The organism is Paenibacillus sp. HB172176, from assembly GCF_011947265.1.
GTDB lineage: Bacteria > Bacillota > Bacilli > Paenibacillales > Paenibacillaceae > Pristimantibacillus.
On sequence record NZ_JAATHD010000001.1, the window covers coordinates 415,378 to 435,086 of the forward strand.

Annotated in this window: 12 protein-coding genes; all 12 read left to right on the plus strand. The window is 53.7% G+C overall.

Annotation, left to right across the window (positions count from 1 at the left end; genetic code table 11):
- Window positions 1-112: 112 nt before the first annotated feature.
- Complete coding sequence (locus HFP08_RS01635) at window positions 113-7,774, plus strand: chitobiase/beta-hexosaminidase C-terminal domain-containing protein (RefSeq protein WP_168118758.1); 7,662 nt, start codon at window positions 113-115, stop codon at window positions 7,772-7,774.
- Window positions 7,775-8,423: 649 nt separating this feature from the next.
- Window positions 8,424-9,779: an AMP-binding protein gene (locus HFP08_RS01640; RefSeq protein WP_168118759.1), complete on the plus strand. Its 1,356-nt coding sequence runs from the start codon at window positions 8,424-8,426 to the stop codon at window positions 9,777-9,779.
- Complete coding sequence (locus HFP08_RS01645; RefSeq protein ID WP_168118760.1) at window positions 9,776-10,048, plus strand: phosphopantetheine-binding protein; 273 nt, start codon at window positions 9,776-9,778, stop codon at window positions 10,046-10,048. Before HFP08_RS01640 ends, HFP08_RS01645 begins: the two co-directional genes overlap by 4 nt.
- Window positions 10,045-11,061 (plus strand): Gfo/Idh/MocA family protein, encoded by a 1,017-nt coding sequence (locus HFP08_RS01650; RefSeq protein ID WP_168118761.1) that lies wholly within the window; start codon window positions 10,045-10,047, stop codon window positions 11,059-11,061. Before HFP08_RS01645 ends, HFP08_RS01650 begins: the two co-directional genes overlap by 4 nt.
- Window positions 11,062-11,140: 79 nt before the next feature.
- The gene (locus tag HFP08_RS01655; protein WP_168118762.1) at window positions 11,141-12,277 is read left to right on the plus strand and encodes a DegT/DnrJ/EryC1/StrS family aminotransferase; all 1,137 of its coding nucleotides are present in this window, start codon (window positions 11,141-11,143) and stop codon (window positions 12,275-12,277) included.
- A gap of 60 nt (window positions 12,278-12,337) precedes the next feature.
- Window positions 12,338-12,619 carry a phosphopantetheine-binding protein gene (locus HFP08_RS01660; protein ID WP_168118763.1) on the plus strand — a complete coding sequence of 94 codons (282 nt, stop codon included), beginning with the start codon at window positions 12,338-12,340 and terminating at the stop codon, window positions 12,617-12,619.
- Window positions 12,616-13,572, plus strand: a complete 957-nt coding sequence (locus HFP08_RS01665) for a DUF6005 family protein (RefSeq protein ID WP_168118764.1) — start codon at window positions 12,616-12,618, stop codon at window positions 13,570-13,572. Before HFP08_RS01660 ends, HFP08_RS01665 begins: the two co-directional genes overlap by 4 nt.
- Window positions 13,556-14,923 carry a glycosyltransferase family 4 protein gene (locus tag HFP08_RS01670; RefSeq protein WP_168118765.1) on the plus strand — a complete coding sequence of 456 codons (1,368 nt, stop codon included), beginning with the start codon at window positions 13,556-13,558 and terminating at the stop codon, window positions 14,921-14,923. The genes HFP08_RS01665 and HFP08_RS01670 overlap by 17 nt, the downstream gene beginning before the upstream one ends.
- On the plus strand, window positions 14,910-16,721 hold the full coding sequence (locus HFP08_RS01675) for an ABC transporter ATP-binding protein (RefSeq protein WP_168118766.1): 1,812 nt from the start codon (window positions 14,910-14,912) through the stop codon (window positions 16,719-16,721). The genes HFP08_RS01670 and HFP08_RS01675 overlap by 14 nt, the downstream gene beginning before the upstream one ends.
- Window positions 16,718-18,325 (plus strand): class I adenylate-forming enzyme family protein, encoded by a 1,608-nt coding sequence (locus tag HFP08_RS01680; protein ID WP_168118767.1) that lies wholly within the window; start codon window positions 16,718-16,720, stop codon window positions 18,323-18,325. The genes HFP08_RS01675 and HFP08_RS01680 overlap by 4 nt, the downstream gene beginning before the upstream one ends.
- Window positions 18,279-18,542 carry an acyl carrier protein gene (locus HFP08_RS01685; RefSeq protein ID WP_168118768.1) on the plus strand — a complete coding sequence of 88 codons (264 nt, stop codon included), beginning with the start codon at window positions 18,279-18,281 and terminating at the stop codon, window positions 18,540-18,542. Before HFP08_RS01680 ends, HFP08_RS01685 begins: the two co-directional genes overlap by 47 nt.
- Window positions 18,539-19,678 carry a phenylacetate--CoA ligase family protein gene (locus HFP08_RS01690; protein ID WP_168118769.1) on the plus strand — a complete coding sequence of 380 codons (1,140 nt, stop codon included), beginning with the start codon at window positions 18,539-18,541 and terminating at the stop codon, window positions 19,676-19,678. Before HFP08_RS01685 ends, HFP08_RS01690 begins: the two co-directional genes overlap by 4 nt.
- Window positions 19,679-19,709 lie beyond the last annotated feature (31 nt).

Here is a 19,709-nt window from a genome sequence, read left to right on the forward strand (position 1 = left end):
ACAAGAGATATACGATGATTATTGCACGAACCGCACAATTGTTCACTTAATAATAATGAAGGCATCCCCTATACTTTGTTGCATGATAGAAATCGTGAAAAGGGGATATGCAATGATGGATAGAATGTGGACAAGCTGGAAGAAGACAATGAAGAAACGCACACCTATGCTGCTGACGGCCATTCTGTTGATAAGCTCACTAGCACCTTCCTATTGGGTTCATGCCGCGGATGAGAATACGGAGCCGACAGGGTTGGTCGCCTATTACCCATTAAACAGCACCTATCAATATCAAAATCAATTAAACGCCGCTCAAGCTTTGTCGGGCAGCTCTCCCTCATGGCATACGGATTTCGTGTCGCTGGTCAATCCGGGCAATGCCAACAACGGGCATATCGCGGGAAGCAATCCCGGCGATGCCGTGACGGGAGATCATCTTTCATTCTCGCTCGATATTAAGTTGAACGGCACGCAGACGCGCGCAACGAGCGAGGCGAATACCCTCTTGTCTTACGGAGCGGACAACGACAATAACCTGACGCTTCGGCCTTATTATGGAGGAGATGAAGCGGCGGTTGTGCTTAGACAGGGAGGGACGGATTCCGTTGTGGCTGCTTTCCCGGCCCCGGCTCCCGATATGTGGCATAATTATACAATTGCGCTGGACGGCACAGCCGGTACGGGCAAGCTGACGGTTTGGGTGGATGGAGTGTTGGCCGCGGAAGCAGGGGCTAGCGGGATTGGCGCGGACGAAATCGGCAATGGACAATTCCGTCTTAATCGGACCATCTCCACTTATTCGAATCTCGACTCGCAATATCGCGATGTTCGCATCTTTGATGAAACGCTCGATGCGACGGCGGCAGCTTATTATGCGAACGAAATTCGAGGATTTACCTGGAATGATTTGCTCGCGTTCGGTCCTCTGACCGATGGCGCCGAGATTCGCGGCGAGCTTTCGCTATTCAGCGATCCGAATCTGGTCTGGACCTCAAGCGACACAGACTTGATTAATCCCGAGACAGGTTATGTGAATCGCCCGGCAAAAGGCTCAAGCGCGGAAACGGTTGTTTTGACAATGAGCTGGTTCGGCTATAGTCAAGATTATACGGTGACGGTTCCGCCGCTTGGCGCAGGGGATAATCTCATTGCCGACTTTGATTTTGACGACGCTTCCACCGGACTTGTTGGAGCCGGAGCCAAGGCCATTGTTCAGGGAAGCGCCAGCTATTCGAATTCCTTCGAAGGAAACGGCAAGGCTGCCACTATAAGCAGCGGGTTTTGGTTGAATGTGACGAAGCAGGACGGAACGCCACTGCTCCAAGGACTTCAAGAGCTGACGGTTTCCTATGACAGCAAGCCGAGCGGAGGCAGCGGCTGGGCCTTCTTCGCCGCGCCGAGCAATTCCTCCCAGTCCTATCTGAACGAGCATTATCTTGGCATTATTGACAAGACGAGCGGCTTGACGGTGGAACGATACAACAACAGCGGCTCGCGTCCCGCAAGCGTACAAGGGAGCAGCAGCACGGAGTGGAAGCATGTGGACGTTGTGATTTCGACTGCGGACACCAAGCTTTATGTCGACGGCGAACTCCAATCGACCGAAGCGAGCAGCTATGCTTTGGCTGATATTGTTTCTTCCTCGGGAGGCATTGTTCAGATTGGGAAAGGCAATTGGGGCTCGGGCGAATATTATGCGGGTCTTATCGATAATCTCCAGATTTTCAATAAAGCGCTGAGCATGGAGGATATGATTGAATTTCGAATTACGAACATTCCGCCGATTATTACTCCCGCCTCGGGACAAATCTATGCTCCGGTCACGATCTCTCATCCGGCGGGAAATTCGTTTATCTACTATACGACCGACGGAACGGACCCTGCACTGGAGAGTAATCCTTATACCGGGCCTATTGCAGTCGACAAAGGCGCGACGATTAAAGCTGCTGCCATTGCCTCCAACGGGAATAGCAGCGCCATCACAACGGCCGACTTTTACGGAAGCGAGTGGGCGGCCACCGCAACCGCATTCCGGTTGGACGGTCACGATACGGTCAACAATGTGAAAATCTCATGGCCTGTTATTCAAGAGGCCGATTATTACGAGGTGTATCGCGGAGATACGCTGATCAATCGAACCTACGGCGATACTGTGGACGAATATGGCCTTGCCGCAGATCAGGACTATATGTATACCGTTAAGGCAATGAGCGGAGAGATGTTGGTCGGTCTTGCGAATACGAATACGGTGCATGCCTTCTCCTATGATTCCGGGGCAATCTCGAAGATGAAAGACAACTATACCGGGGCGGACACCTTGAAGGAAGGGGATACCGACGGGGTGAAAATCGGAAGCGTCTGGTATCGCTATTATTACAAGGGCGTGAGCGATGCGGTCACCGGCCTGGTGACCACGGGCATCTACGAGCAGACGGGAACCGACGGACATGCGTACGGCAATGATCGCTTGCTCGGCTCGTTCGAGGATATGCGAGTGGAGGCTGCGGGCTACAGACTCAACCCGGTGAACGGCAAGATCGTGTTTACGGCGCATGAGGAAGCCAGTACAGCCTACACGCGGGCAGCGATATTCATCGGCTCGGTCACTCCCGGCGGAGACGACTTTGCGGCAACCTTCAGAGGGCGTCCGTTCGATATGGACTCGCGTGACATGTCGCTGTTCGTGGATGACGATGACACGGCCTATCTGCTTTTTGCCACCCGCACCAACAGCGACATTGGCATTGTCAGGCTTGATGCCGATTGGGAGCAGCCGGTAGAACTTGTGAACACCGTATTCGTAGACAAGCATAAGGAGTCGCCTAGTATTGTCAAATATGACGGCAGCTATTATTTCTTCGGATCTACGGCGAACGGCTGGTACCCGAGTCAGGCGGAATATGCTTCCGCCGAGACGATCGACGGAGAATGGACGCCGCTGAGACCGATAGGCAACGGCTCTTTCTTCGCGACGCAAGCGAACGGCGTTGCGCAGTGGACGGGAGAAAACGGCAAGGTTTCGTTCGCCGAGAACGGCTACCACTGGGGCGCGCAGTATGCCGAAGGCTTCAAGGATGAGATGGGTACGTACGCAAGATTGCTCCCGATGGTTTTCCATAACGGCGTAGCGACCGCAGACTGGTTCCATCAGCTCGATTTTGATGGGGCGCATGGCATGATTCCAGTTCAGTCCGGACAGAATCTTTCGCTGGGGAGGCCTGTCGTCGACTCTCAGGGGCTGGATGCTGTCGCAGTGACCGATGGAGCGGATTTGTCTTCGTCTCCTAGGGTGCAGCATGGCACGCTCGGCTATAACCTTGTCATCGATCTGGAGCAATACGCGCTGATATCCGAAATTAACCTGACCACTCGGGAGGTTAACGGTTCCGATGCGGTCTATCGCTTTACGCTGGAAGGCAGCGCGGATAATGAGAATTGGACGGAGCTGGCAGACGGCTCGGACAATAATGTCGTCGGCTTTATTACCAATCCCATAGTGGATGCCGGACATTATCGTTATGTTCGGCTGACGGTGAACCATATTATTAACGTGCATAACGGCCAAGGCGCGACATGGGCGGACGGTATTCTGGAGCTTGCGGTGTATGGTACGCCGTATATTGACAAATCGGAGCTTCAGGCGGTCTATGAGGCGAAGCAAGACACGGAGAAGGGCGATTATGCGGACGCATCCTGGAAGACGATCCAGCAAGCCCTTCAGCATGCCGAGCAAATATTGGGGGATGACGGCGCGACGCAGTGGGAGGTCGATCGTGCGGCGCTCCAGATTGAGGAAGCATTCCAGTGGGCTTTGACCGTGCATCCGGACAATGTGAAGGACTACTCCACGGCGGGGGTCCCGGTTGGCGAGACCTGGTACGACACGGAGGGGAATGCGATTCAGGCCCATGGCGGCGGATTTCTGCAGCAGACGGCCGATGACGGCCAGCCGATCTATTACTGGGTAGGCGAGAACAAAATTCACAACAGCGCTTCTTTCCACGCCGTATCTCTTTATACGTCCAGAGATTTGGTGAACTGGACGAATGCGGGAGATATTGTGGATCCCTTCACCGATACTGTGGCGGGAGCGGAGTATGGTCTTCTTGATAACAAGTGGGAGCGTCCAAAGCTTCTATATAACGAAAAAACGCAGAAATACGTGCTCTACGGACATTGGGAAACGGCAAGCAGCTATGCGAGCAGCCAGATCGCGGTGGCGACCGCAGATCATCCTGAGGGTCCTTATACCTTCCTTGGCCATTGGCGTCCGGGCGGGACGCTCAAGAATTGGCGTTCCGACAACGGAATTTACCTGGATTCCGAATATTACAAAACCAGCGGCGTCAAGGAAGCCGTTCCGACAAGCGTGCTGAATGATGAGGAGCAGCTCGGCTACACGTCGCGCGACTTTACGGTCTTTGTCGATGACGACGGCATCGCCTATCTGGTTTCGGCAGAAGGACATTCGATGCGGGTTCACCGGTTGAATGACGAATATACGGATGTCGATTTTACCTCCTATTCCTTCAGCGACGCAGGAACGAAGGCCGCCGATTTCGAATCGTACAACTTCTACGACAGCGTGGGACGCGAAGCGCCGGCGGTCGTGCGCGCGGATGACGGCTACTATATGGCTTCCTCCGGGCAATCCGGCTGGCTGCCCAACCAGGGGACGATTAGCTATAATGCCGATCTTCGCGATCCTGAGGGCTGGACGCCCGTGAAGTCGGATGGCCGCATTATGCAGCAATACGTCTTTGGCAACAACAGTACGTATTATAGTCAGCCGACCAATATTATGAAGCTGACGAATACGGACGGCTCGAACAGCTATGTGTATATGGGCGACAGATGGAATTCGGGTCAGCTATCCGATTCGCGTTATGTATGGCTTCCGATGACATTCAATGCGGCAGAGCATACCGCCTCGATCTCGTATACGACGGGCTGGAAGCTGATCGCGGAGAGCGGCAATGTTCAGCTTCCGCAATCGTATCTTGTGTCTCAGGGCAAGAGTGCGACTATTACCAATAATGACAGCACAGGCATTGAGAAAGCGAATGATGGTATTACCTACAATCTCAACACATCCGGCGATTCAACTGATTTCTTTGGCGGCTTGGTTGCGCCGTATGACTATACGGTCGACCTCGGCGATGTTTACGATTTGTCCCGCATCGATGTAGCCTACAGGCTCTATAACGGTTCGGAGATGTATCACAGATATCAGATTTTCGGCTCGAACGATAATGCGAACTGGACGGAGCTTGTCAATAACAGCACCAATACGTGGTCCGGCTTCAATTCCGATAAGCTGGTTGGCCGTTATCGGTACGTTAAGCTCAGCGTGAACGAAGTAAGGCGCGTTAACAATAATGCCCTCAGCAACGGCTGGGGAAGCGGGCTTGTGGAGGTCGAGGTCTACGCCAGCTCGGCGGAGCCGTATGCACTGACGCCGCCAAGCGCCGATCTGGAGACTGGCTCCTATCTCTATCCGCAAGAGGTGACGCTTGATCATTTCGTGAACGACGCCGCGATTTACTATACGCTCGACGGAAGTGAGCCGACCTCTTCCAGCCTATTGTATACGGGGCCAATCCCGTTGCCGCTGGGGAATGTGACGCTCAAGGCGGTTGCTGTTGTGGACGGGGAAACGAGCGCTGCGCTCGAGAGAAGCTATGTCGTTACGGTTGATCGGAGCATGCTGCTGACGGCAATAGCCTCCGCGGAGAGTCTTGACGAAGGGGATTATATCGCGGCAGGCTGGATACAGCTGCAGCAGACGCTCGCACAAGCCATGATTGTTCGCGACAATGCGGCGGCAACGGATCAAGAGGTGGCGGATGCCTTGCTCGCGTTGCAGACGGCAGTTGAGAATCTGGAGCTGAGACCGACCGCAGAATCGTTGCTTGTCTTAACGGGGCCGACAAGCGTGGTCTCGGATCAAGAGTTCGATGTGATTGTCGGCCAGAATACGGTGACGCAGAGTGTATATGCCCGGTCATTCGCCGTTCATTATGACTCTCTGCAGCTTGATTATCTTGCAGCCGAACCATTGAAGTCAGGTTACTCCCTGCTGGGCGAGACAGTGGAGCCTGGACTAATTCGGTTTGCCGCCGTCGATACCGGAGCGAATTCGCAGCAGTCGTCTCAGGCAGCTCCCGTTGATCTGCTAAAGCTAAAGCTGAGGGCGAAGGAGCTGGGACAAACCGTAACCGGAAGCGTGTATGTAACCGATTTGGTCATGTCGGACGGAGCTGGCACGGAGATGACGGTTACTGGCTCGGTTTATTATCATTATGGAATGGAGACAGTTTCCAAAACGGCGTTAAGCGCCGACATTATATCAGCGCAGTCGTTGCATGATTCCGCTGAGGAGGGAACCTCGATCGGACAATATCCGGCCGGCTCGAAGGCGGAGCTGCTGACGGCAATCGGAGCGGCGATCGATGTTCTGAATAATTCCTCGGCTTCGCAGCTTCAGGTGAACCAGGCCCGGAGCGCGCTGAGCGCAGCGGTTGAAGCCTTCAGGGTACAGGTCGTCGTGACGCATAATGACGAAGATGGAGGCGGAACAATAACAATCCCGATCGCAGAGAATGATACGACCGTCATTGGATCCACGCTTATGATTAAGGCAAAACCGGATGCTCATGGAAAGGTGTCTGTGAAGCTCGATAGGGATTCAATGAAGAAAGCCGTTGACGGCCTAGCAGGCTGGGCCTTGCAAATCGTCTTGCACCCTGCTGCAGGAACAACCGGGGTCAATCTGGATGTTCCGCTGGAGCATGTGAAGAGCGCTGCTGGTCAGATGATAAAGAACGTTGTGATCGACAGCGGGTTGGCCCGGATAACCTTGCATGAGAAGTTCTTGTCAGACGAAGCGGTCAAAGCAGCCGAACATTTGCAGCTAACCGTATCTCAAGTGGATACCTCCGAATTGCCGTTAGCTCTCAGAGAGAAGATAGATTCGCAAGCTGTCATCTATGACTTTGATCTCAAGCTGGATGGACAAGACAAGGACACATTCAACAGAAAAGAGCTCACAGTTGAAATTCCTTACACACTGCGTCCGGGTGAAACAGGCAACAAGGTCATTCTGTATTACTTGACGGACAGCGGAGAGCTGGAAGTGATCAAGAACGCAAGGTTTAATCAAGAAACAGGCACAGTCATTTTTAGTCCGGAGCATTTCAGCAAATATTCACCTGCTTATGTTCATGCTGCCTTCTCGGATTTGAGCGATGCTGAGTGGGCGAGGGAAGCTATTGAAGGGCTGGCGGCAAGAAAAGTGGTGAACGGTGTCGGGAATGGGCAGTTCGATCCGAATGGAAGACTGACGCGGGCGCAATTCATTACGATGCTGGTTCACATGTTCGGCTTATCGAATGATGCTGCTCATTCAACCTTCTCGGATACCCAGGAGAATGCATGGTACTACAACGCTATTGCGTCAGCGCAGGAGCTGGGCATTGTGAACGGCAAAACGGACGGTACATTCGGCATCAACGATACGATCAGCAGGCAGGATATGGCGGTTATGGTCTATCGCGTCGCGGAGATTGTCGGGCTGGATTGGAACGCCATGCCTGCTGAGCCTATGCCGTTTACAGATCAGGGCGATATTGCGGAATATGCGTTAGAGGCGGTACTTACCTTGCAGCAGCAAGGCATTATGAATGGAATGGGAGAACGGGTATTCGAGCCGGGAGGCTTGTCCGCCAGAGCGCAAGCCGCGGCGGTATTGTATCGAATTCTCGAATTGATGTAGACAGGATTCAAGAAATAGATGCGAGCATACGCAAGGATAGGGGCATCCGATGGGATGCCTTTATCCTTTTGTCATTTATAAATTCATGTTTTGTTTCGCCCCCTATACTGCCCCCTTCAATGGAGGCATACTTGATGATCAGTAATGCGGAAGTACATAGTTACGAGTATCGTATCACAGATGAGCGACAGATACTCAGCTTGCAACTGTAACGGACATTTTCGAGACCCTCTAGCTAGTTTTAAAGGACATCCGCGACCGTTAAAATACCCGTTAGGCGTGATTACGGCTTCTTACGGTCAATGGTGACCGTTACACTACTTGCCTTGGTCAAATGGCCACGGACACGCGCTCACGGATCCACAATGACTCAGCAGCCTCCCAAAAGTCCATTAGAACAGGTTGCTGCATTCAAGGACGCCGTCAGGCTTTTTTCTTACCACACCCCGCCTTCAGAGGACGGCGCAGCCGTTTCACCGTGTTTAACTCCTTACAGCCCGAAAGATGGAATCGCTCTATTCTGGCCCGTTTTTTCGTCAGGTTCCGCGAATACTGAAAATTGGGCTACATTCTGAAGAATTATAAATTGATTATAAAGGAGGATAACCCTAAAATCGTAAGAAAAAGGAGTTGTTGCCCTATTGATCTGATGCTTAAAGTAGATGACGAAGTCTTCAGCTCGGTACAGCTTTGTTCGCGCATAAAGCAAATACGAGGGTTCGAGCAATGTCGGTCGCCTGAAGGAAAACGGTATGCGATACTGCTGCGCGAGCCGCTGGAAGTCGTTGCCGCGATCATTTACTTCAGAGACAATGGCGCTTCTGTACTGCTGCTGCACGGCGATACGCCACCGGTGGAAGCGGAAGGAATGGCTGCCCGGGCTGGCTGCTGTGCGCTGCTGATGGGTCCGTTGCTGCATGTTCTGCCTATTCAGCCGCGGGGACAAGAGGACAAGCAAGTGTCAAGCTTATCGACTCCTTCCAAGAACGCTAAAACTTCCGCAGCCAGCGTTTCATCAGAATTCTCGTCTGAGCCTTCTCTCATGCAATTCAGCTCGGGGACGACCGGCAGGCCTAAGCTTATTCACCGATCATGGTCCGAGATTTCACAGGAAACGACAAGCTACAATCGTATGCTTGCGGCTTCCGGCGGCGAACCTCCCTTAATTCTCGTTCCGGTATCGCATTCTTACGGATTGATAGCGGGCGTGCTTGCCGCATGGGAGAGAGGGACGGCTCCTCATATCGTTGTTTCCAAAAATCCGAAGGTCGCATTGCGTTTTATTCGCGAAGATGAGCATTCCATTGTGTATGCGGTTCCATTCCTGTATCAACTGCTGGATTCATTAAGCAAGGGCGAGGTGCGCTACAGGAAGGCGATCAGCTCCGGCGCTCCATTGACAGAAGCGTTGCTAGAGAGATTGCGAGTATCGGCTAGAGAGGTGTGGCAGCAATACGGCTGCACCGAGATTGGTTGTATTTCCCTCAAGGCGCAGCCAGAAACGCCGGATGAGGTTGGGCGCCCGTTATCTCATTTGAACGTAACAGTGGAAGACTCAACTGACGAAATGGCGGGAGAAACCTCGTTGCTGGAGCAAGCGGCTGGTGAGTTGGTTGTAAGGACGGGAGCGAAGCGGGTCGAGACCGGAGATTTGGGTCGTCAGTCGAAGAATGGCGAATGGCATGTGATGGGAAGACTGGATGATTTAATTAATGTGTCTGGACAGAAGGTGATGCCGACGGAGGTAGAGGGAGCTATTAACGGAATGGCAGGCGTGAAGGAGGCGGTTGTTTACGGAGCGACTCACTCCGTATGGGGAGAAACAGTCAAAGCGATCGTTGTGGCGGACGGGAAAGTCCGGGAGGAGACGATTCGAGCCCAATGCTCGAAAGTGCTTCCTGGTTACAAGGTTCCCAGCGTGGTGAATCTGGTGGATGAAATTCCGCGTCTGCCATCAGGGAAAATAAGCAGAAGATGGATTCGTGAATGGGAGGAGGGACGATGATGGAGCGTAAAAGCATTGTGGAAGGACTTCGCACAATGATCGTGGAGGAGCTCGATGTTGCAGCGCCAGATGAGTTGAATGAAGAGGACAAGCTTTATGAGGATTTGAACTTGGATTCCATTATGGTTTTGCAGCTTGCCGTTTACATTGAAGAATATTTTGCAGTTGTTTTTCCTGAAGAGGATGTGGACCCGGCTGTTTTCGCTACGGTTGGAAACCTGACTGATTTTATAATCTCCTTGCAAGCTGTGGGAACGGTTGAGCGATGAGGTCCATACGATTGGGCATTGCCGGATTTGGACGGATTGTAGAGTTGACCCATCTGCCGTTGTTGAAAAAAATGCCGGAGTTCGATATTTGCGGCGTCTATGATCTTACGCCGCAGAGAAGGGCGCTTGCGCAGCGCAGAGGGTTTGCCGCTTGGGAGCATCTGAGCGAACTTCTTGACAGTGATGCGGATGCGGTGTTGATCGCCACACCGCCGCATAGTCATTGCGCGATTGCGGCGGAGGCGCTCCGCAGGGGCAAACATGCGCTTATTGAAAAGCCGGTGGCTGTCTGCGCGGAGGAAGCGTTTCTGCTGCAACAGTTGGCTCAAGAGAATAACCGTATCGTGACGGTGTTTCACAACAGACGATTTGATTCCGACCTGAAGATTGTTGAGGAAACGATACAGAGCGGCATGCTGGGTCCTATTCAATTTGTTGAAAGACGATTCCATCAATTCGGCTCCGGCTCCTCATTTGGCGTTCAATCGTTTCGTCCATCTTGGCGGGATGAGATCTCTTACGGGGGAGGAGCGCTGCTGGACTGGGGAGTTCATCTGATCGATCAGTTGCTTCATCTGAAGCTGGGAAAGCTATCGAACGTGCACGCGATGATGCATCGGCTCCCCTGGAGCAAGGGCGATGCGGAGGATTATGTGGCGGCCAGTCTCCCATTGGATAACGGAATTCTGCTGTCGTTGCACATTCATTTCGCCTCTCATGCGGCTGATCCGCAATGGATCGTTGGCGGAGAGCGCGGGACGTTGCAAATCAAGAGCGGGGGCGAGGCTGTCATGCAACTGGAAGGTCGTCCGCCGATCCCTCTTGGCGGTCAGTCTCCCGGCAAGGCATATCGCGGCGACCTGGAAGGGGTTGGGAACATTTATGCCTCCTTTGCCGAGAAACTGGCAGGTGAAGGAGAGCTTGCCGTTACGCTGGAGGAAGCGATTGAAGGGATGATCGTCATTGATGAAATAAGGGCGGCTGCATGTTCGCGGGAGCTTCGGACGCCGTAAGGCGTCACTTCTGGCTTGCGAATGAAGCTGATGGCTGCTATACGTAGTTATTTGTCGCAATTATGAGGGGAGGTTCGGTATGGGGATATTGTTTGCGGGTCCGCAATTGGAGTTTGAACAGATCAGGGAGCAATGGCTGGCCGCCGTGCAGCAAGTGGCGGCGAGGGGGGTATTCGTCGGAGGCCAAGCGGTAACGGATTTTGAAGCGGCTTTTGCTCGTTATTCGGGATCTGCCTCCGCCGCCGGAGTCGGCAACGGAACAGATGCGCTGTTTCTGACGTTGAAAGCGCTTGGCGTTGGACCTGGCGATGAAGTCGTAACAGCAGTCAATACGTTTGTCGCCACTGTTGAAGCGATTCACCATACGGGAGCGACGCCGGTTCTGGTCGATTGCGATCCCGACAGCTACTTAATTGATGCGGAGCAGTTGATTGCGAAGCTAAGTTCACGAACGAAAGCGATCATTCCCGTACATCTATACGGACAGATGGTCGATATGTCGCCGTGGCTTTCTATTGCGAGAGCGAGGGGAATTGCTGTTGTGGAGGACAGCGCGCAGGCTGCCGGGGCAAGGCTGGAGGGCAAGCCGGCAGGAAGTGTGGGCGGGGCGGGCTGCTTCAGCTTTTATCCGGATAAAAATTTGGGCGCGCTCGGCGATGGAGGGGCTGTCGTGTCATCGGATGAATCATTGCTGGCGAAGGTGCGCAGGCTGCGCAATCATGGCGGGGAAACGCGTTATTCACATGATAGTCCGGGCTACAACAGCCGGCTCGACGCCTTGCAGGCATTGGCGCTAAGCATGAAGCTTGAGCGTCTGGATGAATGGTCGGCGCACAGAAGGCAGGTGGCCAACTGCTATGAACGGCATTTGGCTGATATCGAGGGAGTCGTCCTGCCTGCGCATCGCCATGACGAAAGCCATGTTTTTCATCTATATGTGGTGCGGCTGCCCGCCGAGGCAAGGGAGAACGTACGCCGCTCCTTGCAGAAAAAAGGAATATTGACCGCGGTACAGTATCCGCTGCCGATTCATCAGCTGCCTGCGTTCCGTCATCTGGGTTATGGAGCGGGAGATTTCCCGATTGCAGAATTTTGCTCGCAAAGAATAGTATCATTGCCTATGCATATCGGCATGGATGAGGAAGCTGTTGCAGAGGTTGCGACTCAAGTTAAGAATGCGCTTACATTAAAGCCGGCAAAGATAAACGGAGGTTAGCTGGCTGCCTGCCAATGGAGGGCAGCAGTTGAAATCTTACAGCAGAGGAGCTGATGGGTGATGGCAGGTGAAGTTAAGGAAGACCGCAGTGTTATTATACGAAGTTTGCAACATATTATTGCAGAGCTGGTTGACGACTTCGAGCTTGCGAGCGGGCTGGATGAGGATATTCTATTGGAACAGGTTGGCATGGATTCTTTTGTCATGATCAATCTGATTGAACAAATCGAGCGGCGCTATCACATTAGCTTTCATGGCGAGGAGCTGCAGATCGACCGGCTGGGAACGTTGGGGGGAATGGCTGACAGCGTATGCGCCAAACGTCTGGCGGGTAAAGTATGATCCGGCCGCCGATTCACTGCTTGCTAGATTGTCTGGCATTCCTAATTCAAAGCCGCTCTGGCATAGATACGCGTCCAATCTATCTCGGTATTTGGAATGCGTCGTTTATTGCTGATGAAGACGGGTTCTCCTATTATTCGGAACGAATTGATCCCAATGCGGATATCCTTGGCTTCGAGCAATTGTACGGACAGTGTCTGACTCGCTGGCAGGATCCGCTGTGGAGCAAGGAGCAGCAGTTTGCGAAGCTGGAGCGGGAGTTAGAGGCATCGGGACCCAAGCGAACGATTATTACACTGGTTGATCTTTATTACATGCCGCATTCTACGATCTGTTATGGGATGAAGCATATGCCGCATATGTTGATTGTGGAGCTGGGACAAGATGGCCGTCTGCTGGTGAAGGATCCGTTCTTCGACTGGGAGGGAGAAGTGCAGCGGTCGGTGATGCACGAGGCTTTTACCTGCGAAGGGTTAAGCTCCGGCATCACGCTTCATCTGGATAAGGCCGCTGAACCTGATCCGGGGCTGGTTGGGGAACTGTTTCGTCAGCAATTCACCGTGGCGGCCAGCCAACTGATCTCGGGAGTAGACAATTATTTGCTGAACATTGAATGCGGAATATCGAACTATACTGTGGAGAAGCTGTATGCCAGCATCGGCCAGGTCGGCGTCATTGCCAAGCGATGGAAGAGCTTTGGCTTAATGGCTGATTACTTTGCAGCCGCAGGCGGCAATGCGGAACCGCTGCAAGCAAAGCTGGAGCAGTTGCTTGCCAAATGGGAAAACGTTGTGCTGGTTATTGTGCGGCTTGGCGTTCTTGGCAATCATGCCAAGCTGCCTGAGGCGCGCGCGAAGCTGGAGCAGCTTGCCGAGCTTGAAGCCGGCATAAGAAGCGAGCTGTGGACGCTATACGAGCATTGGGAGGTGAACAGGCATGAGCCGGCGCGATAAGAAGCTGCGCATCGGATACTCCTCCGGTTCGGCGCGAATGTTGAATGAACGGGCAATTGACAGCAAATGGGTGCATTATCTGGGGCAATACGCCGAGCTTGCGCCGATACCTCCGCTTTCCCTATACCGGATGTTTGGCGGCTCGACTAAGCGTTTGCTTCGAGACTGGCCGGCATCGCTGCAACGGCTATCCCAAGAGCTGCGGAAGCTTCAGACGCAATATCGCATACAGACGTTATATCTCAATATTCCCGCTCTTGCTCCTTATTTGATGATGGGCAGAGCTGCCCTCGGCATCGAGCTTGGCTTTCTGTTCATCGCGCATTCGGTTGTCTCCGAGCATTGGCTTAGGCAATGGTTGGCCATTGCTCCGTTTCTGAATGAAAGAGATGTGCTGCTATGCTCCTCCGAGAGCAGCAAGGAGGCGCTGTGCCGAATATCCGATCGTTATCGGATGGCCAAGGTCATTCCATTAGGCATTGAGCTTCGATCCTCGACAGAAGTGAACGAGGCGATACGACAGCGTAACGGAACACAAGTGCTGTCCATCGGACGGCTTGAGGATGTCAAGAATATACAGTCATTGCTGCGTATATTTGCGACCGTGCGCGACCGCTTGCCGGAAGCGCGGCTCGCTATCGCGGGGGAATATACCGGGCGAAGCGATGTCCAGATAGAGAGCTACAGCGCCCAGATCGATCAGCTTGTGGAAAGGCTTGATCTGGGCAACCATGTGACCTTTACCGGTCCGGTGGAGGGGGATGATAAGGAGACATTGTTTGCGCAATCCGATCTGCTTATTAATGTCTCCACCGATCCGGGCGAAACATTCGGCTACAATTTAATTGAAGCGAAGACATGGGGGGTTCCGGTTATTTGCGCCAATTGGAACGGGTTTCGCGAGGTGGTAGCAGACGGCGAGGACGGCATGTTGATCGATTGTTACTGGGACACCCCTTATCCCGTCGTTGACGAGAGGCAAGCGGCGGAGGCCGCGCTGTCCTTGCTTGCAGATCATGAAGCGAGGCGTCGTATGTCGCGGAAGGCGGCGGAAGTTGCGCAGCGCTATGACTATCGCGGCATCTTTCCGATCATTGCGGAGGAAATGGAGACAGCCTCCGCCGCAGTATGGAATATAGAGCATGAAGATATCCCCGGTATGATGCTGCGGAAGTTGTCTGAACAGGGCGAGCTGTACCGGCTGGACCATTTGCGAATGCTGCCGTTTCTGGAGCAGCCGCTGTTCCGAATTTTGACATCCCCATCCGAAACGCCGCTGAAGCAATGGATGCCCTTGATTAAGCCAATTGCGCATCATTATGCGGGGAGGAATGTTCATGCAGAGCATTAGATTGTTTATGCGGCTGACGCCTTACGTTCGCATTCGCTGGCCGTTGACGACGATAGCTTATGTCTGCGCTTTGCTGAATTTGACGTTTAATCTCCTGCAGCCGTTTCTATTCCTGATGCTGATCGACCGGGTGCTGCTCGGCAGCGAGCAGGAGCTGTTAGGTCCGTTGCTCATCGGGTCGGGAGCGCTGGCGCTGGGGTCGGCGTTGCTCGGCACCGCGCATTCCGCGTTGTTCCGTTATTTGGGCATTCGGCATACGCTGGACTTGCGCGAGGTCATTCTGGCGCATTTGCGCAGAATTCCGATTACTGAAATTGAGCGGCACGGCGCGGGCAAATATTCGGCTTTAATGGGAATGGATACGGCGACGATGGGCAATTTTCTGAATCATGTGGTGATGGAGCTGGTATCCCAGTGGTATTCCTTGCTGCTTGCGCTGGCTATTATTTTCTACATTGACTGGTCGCTAGGTTTGGCTGCGCTGGCGTTCATACCGGTTTTGCTTGCCATCCCCCGGCTGTATCGTTCGCTCATTATCCGCAATACCGGGAAGGTCAGAGCGCATAACGAAGAAATCGGCACTTATTTGTACGAGAGCATCGAGGGTTCGCGGGAAATTCGCGTCCACGGTTTGGAGCAATGGGAGCGGGCGAGGAATGAGACCAGGTATCGGAACTTGGTGGAAGCGAGTGTTAAGGATACGCTGTTCCGGGTCATGTCGGCCAATTCCAGTTCGCTTGCGGTAAGCGGAGTCGTCATTTTGTTATACGGATTTGGCTCCGGGAGAGTGATGGACGGCACGATGACAGTGGGCATGCTGGTGGCGCTTGTTCAGTATTTAAACAATGTGCTGGCTCCTGTGCAGGCGATGAACCATTTTGCGGGCGAGCTTCAGGGCGGGGAAGTCGCGATGAAGCGAATTGAGGAATTCCTGCGCTCTCCGGAGGAGCATATCGTGCAGAGCAAAGGCGGAATGGCGGCGGATAGATTTGCCCCGACGGTCGAGGCAAGCGGGTTGACGGTTGCAAGCGGAGAGCATGTTATATTGCAGCATATCGCATTTCATCTGAAGGCTGGACAAACAGCGGCGTTTGTTGGACGGAGCGGTTCGGGCAAAAGCACGTTGTTTCGTACGATATTGGGCTTTATGCCGGTGGCAGCCGGAGAAATCAGCTTGAGCGGCGTCCCCTATACCGATTGGTCGAGAGAGTATATCAACCGTCATATTGGAGTTGTGTTCCAAGAGAGCTTCCTGTTCGCCGGGAGTATCCGTGACAATATCGCCATTGGACGTCTGGGCGCAACGGATGAAGACATATACGAGGCGGCTTGCAAGGCCGATCTTGGATCATGGATCGACAGCCAGCCGGAGGGGCTGGAGACGATGATCGGCCATCGGGGTGACGGGCTGTCAGGCGGCCAGCGTCAGAGAGTGGCTATAGCCAGAGTGTTTCTGCAGCGGCCCGAGGTGCTGATTCTGGACGAGCCTACCTCGGCGCTCGATCGAGGTACGGAAGAACGGGTGCTGCGCGCACTGGCCGAGCTGATGGAGGGGAAAACGACTTTATTATCCACGCACAGGCTGCAGACGGTTGAGAGCGCCGATGTCATCTATGTCATGGAAGAAGGGAAAGTGACGGATTGGGGCAGCCATGCCGAACTGCAGGAGCGTGGGAATCCGGCTTATCTGGCGTTGCTTAGCCGCCGGAGGCAACCAATTGACGAAGAGTCCATAGAGGAGCAGGCAGTTCATTCGGAGAATTCCGGCAGGCTCTCCTCACAGGAGGTGTCGGCGTGAGTCCAGGCGACAATTCCTTGGCGCTGCTGTTCAAGCAGACTGCCAGAGCGGATCGCGGCATGTATTACGACAAGGATGGCGAAATGTTGTTTATCCGTTTCGATGAGCAATATCGCGAATCGCTGATAATGTCGGAGCAAATCCAAGGTTTGGGGATGAGACCGCGCTTTATCGCGGCGATTTGGATGGAGCCTTCCCCGGCATGCTTTCGTGCCATTATGGCCGTAGTGCTCGCGGGCGGCATTCCGGTGCCGCTTCACGCCCATTCCACTGCTGCGGAAACATTGGAGATTATGCATCGGTTGGAAGCCGATCTCCTCATCCTCACTCCATCGCTGCTGACGGCTTCGGATCGGCCCGATGCATGGCAATCATCCGCTCGGCAGATCATACATGGCGGCATAACGCTGATGGTTGGCGAGACGGGAGAGGAATGGGAGGGCCGGGTGAAGCCAATCAGGCGGCGCGAATGGCGCGAATATACGCCGCCCGAAGAAACGGCTGTTATCTTCATGAGCTCCGGCTCGACAGGCACCCCCAAGGGAATCATGCTCAGCTTTCATAATTTGTGGTCGAACTTGTTTTCCATTCACCAGAGTCTGCAGTTGGATGACAGTGACAGCGTGATGATTACCAAGTCGCTTGGCTACTGCTCAACCTTAACGGGAGAATGGCTGCTCGCTCTGCATGCTGGAATGAATATAAGTCTGTCGCCCGGATTGACTCATCCTCTCCAGCTTATAGCCGCGGTCAGAAGGATGCGCCCGACCTTCCTGTGCGCCGTGCCCGCTGTTATGCTGCCGCTAATCAAGTCGACCAGGTGGCGAGCCGAGGATATGCAGAGCTTGAAGAAGTTAATTGTGGTCGGCGCGGCTATGCCTCCCTCTTTGCTGCTGCTTCTGCAAGGCAGGCTCCCGAAAGTGGAGATTATGCCCTGCTACGGATTGACGGAGGCCGCTCCGCGCGTGACATGTCTTCCCGCGCATTGGCTCTCTTCGAAGCCGGAATCGGCGGGCAGGGCTGTTCCCGGCGTCGAGCTCGCTGTCTATCGGGACGGCAAACCGCTGCCTGCCGGGGAAGTAGGAGAGATCGTGGTCAAGGGAGCCAATGTGATGCTTGGCTACTACAATGACGAGCCGCGGACGACCGAGGTGATGACCCCGTACGGACTTCGTACGATGGACAAAGGTTGGCTGGATGAAGACGGCTGTTTGTTTGTGACAGGAAGAGCGGACAACGCCTTTAATGTGGCGGGACATCTGTTCCATCCCGAAATGTTGGAGAATGTGCTGTTATCGCATCCCGCCATACGGGAAGCGGCGGCGGCAGGCGTGCCGGATGACGCAACGGGTTATCGGCCCATCGCTTTTATCGTGCCGGAGGAGGGAGGTCTTGGAGTTGAAACGACCTTGTTAAGGGAACTGCGCGATTATTGTCATCAGAGGCTCGCGGCGGCGGGGAGGCCGAAAGAAATAACGGTCATTGCGCGGCTGCCCCGGACGAAGACGGGAAAGCTGGATCGAATGGAAATTCAAAGAATGGTAGAGGAGGAATATGATGTTAACCGAACAAGATCAATCCCCATTGGAGAGAACGGTCATTGAGCTATTGGCGAATTTGCTCAAACGGCCGCCCGAAGAGATCGAGCCGGACCATTCGCTGCTAAACGATCTGTATCTGGATTCGCTGCATGTGCTGGAGCTGCTAACGTTGCTGGAGCAACGATTCGGCTTCGAGACCGATGCCGAGGATTTGCAGCCGCATGTGTTCAGAACGGTTAATTCCGTTATCGCATTTGTACGCGAGAGGGCACAGCTTTGATAGCTAATCCGGTGCTGAAGCGTTTGGACGAGGTTGCTGAAGCGGCGGCGCGACGATATCCCTATTATCGGCAGTTGGAAGAAGGCAAATTGACCTTTCAGCATCTTCCCATTATGGACAAAGGCATTATTAACGCCAATCGGGAGCTTTTGGAGTTTCCCTCCGATGGGGAGGTCATTGTTTCTCATACCTCGGGCAGCACGGGGACACCGTTCCGTTGCATGAAGACAAGGGAGGAACAGCTTACGCTGGCGATGGCGATCCAGCGAAGCAGACGGAGGGCGGGAATGCCGCTGAATGGCCGTACGCAGTTGCTTGGCAATTCCTTGTTCGCGGATCCTCGGATGGTGTCTTTCTACGCGAATCAAATTTGTCGTCAGATGCCGCATTTAATCCAGGGACGATGCTCCGGATTATACGAGCTGGCGATATATTTCGAACAGAAAAAACTGCAGGTTCCGGACACGCTTCTTTGCGTGCAAAATTGGGGGGAATATGTACAGCCTGGCCAGCGCAAGGAGATAGAACGCATATTCGGCGTTCCGCTGCTCGACTATTACGGTATGGAAGAGTTGTGGATGATTGCCTATTCCGGTCCGAGCGGGAATCTGCAAATCGACGAGTCGCTCGTCTATGTAGAAGCGCTTGATCCGCATACGCTGCAGCCGGTTCCCGAAGGGGAGATGGGTGAGCTTGTCGTGACTTCCTTTGTGATGATCAGCCTGCCCTTTCTGCGCTATAGAACGGGGGATATGGGGAGGATACTGCGCAATGGAGGGACGGATGGACCGAGTCTGGAGCTGATGCCGTTTCGGCAATCGCAGATCAAGTTGCCAGACAGAGATATCTATGCATCCGTTCTGCGATATCTCGATCGATTCTATCAATGGCTGGCGACATCGTTAGGAGTCAAGCAGTTTCAGCTTGTACAGGAAGCGTATTATACATTCCGACTGGTCATCGCGGGCGGTTCGCAGCGCGAGGAGGAACTGGAGGAAGCAGCAAGCAAGCTGAGGCAATTGCTGAAGAAGATATTGCTCGTTGACGAATTGTCGATTTCAGTGGAGTGGACGGAGCAGATTCAACCACATGCCATTAGCGGGAAATGTCAGCCTTTCGTCAGCCTTGTGCCTTAACGCCATTTTTCGGTTTCACATCTCTTTCGAG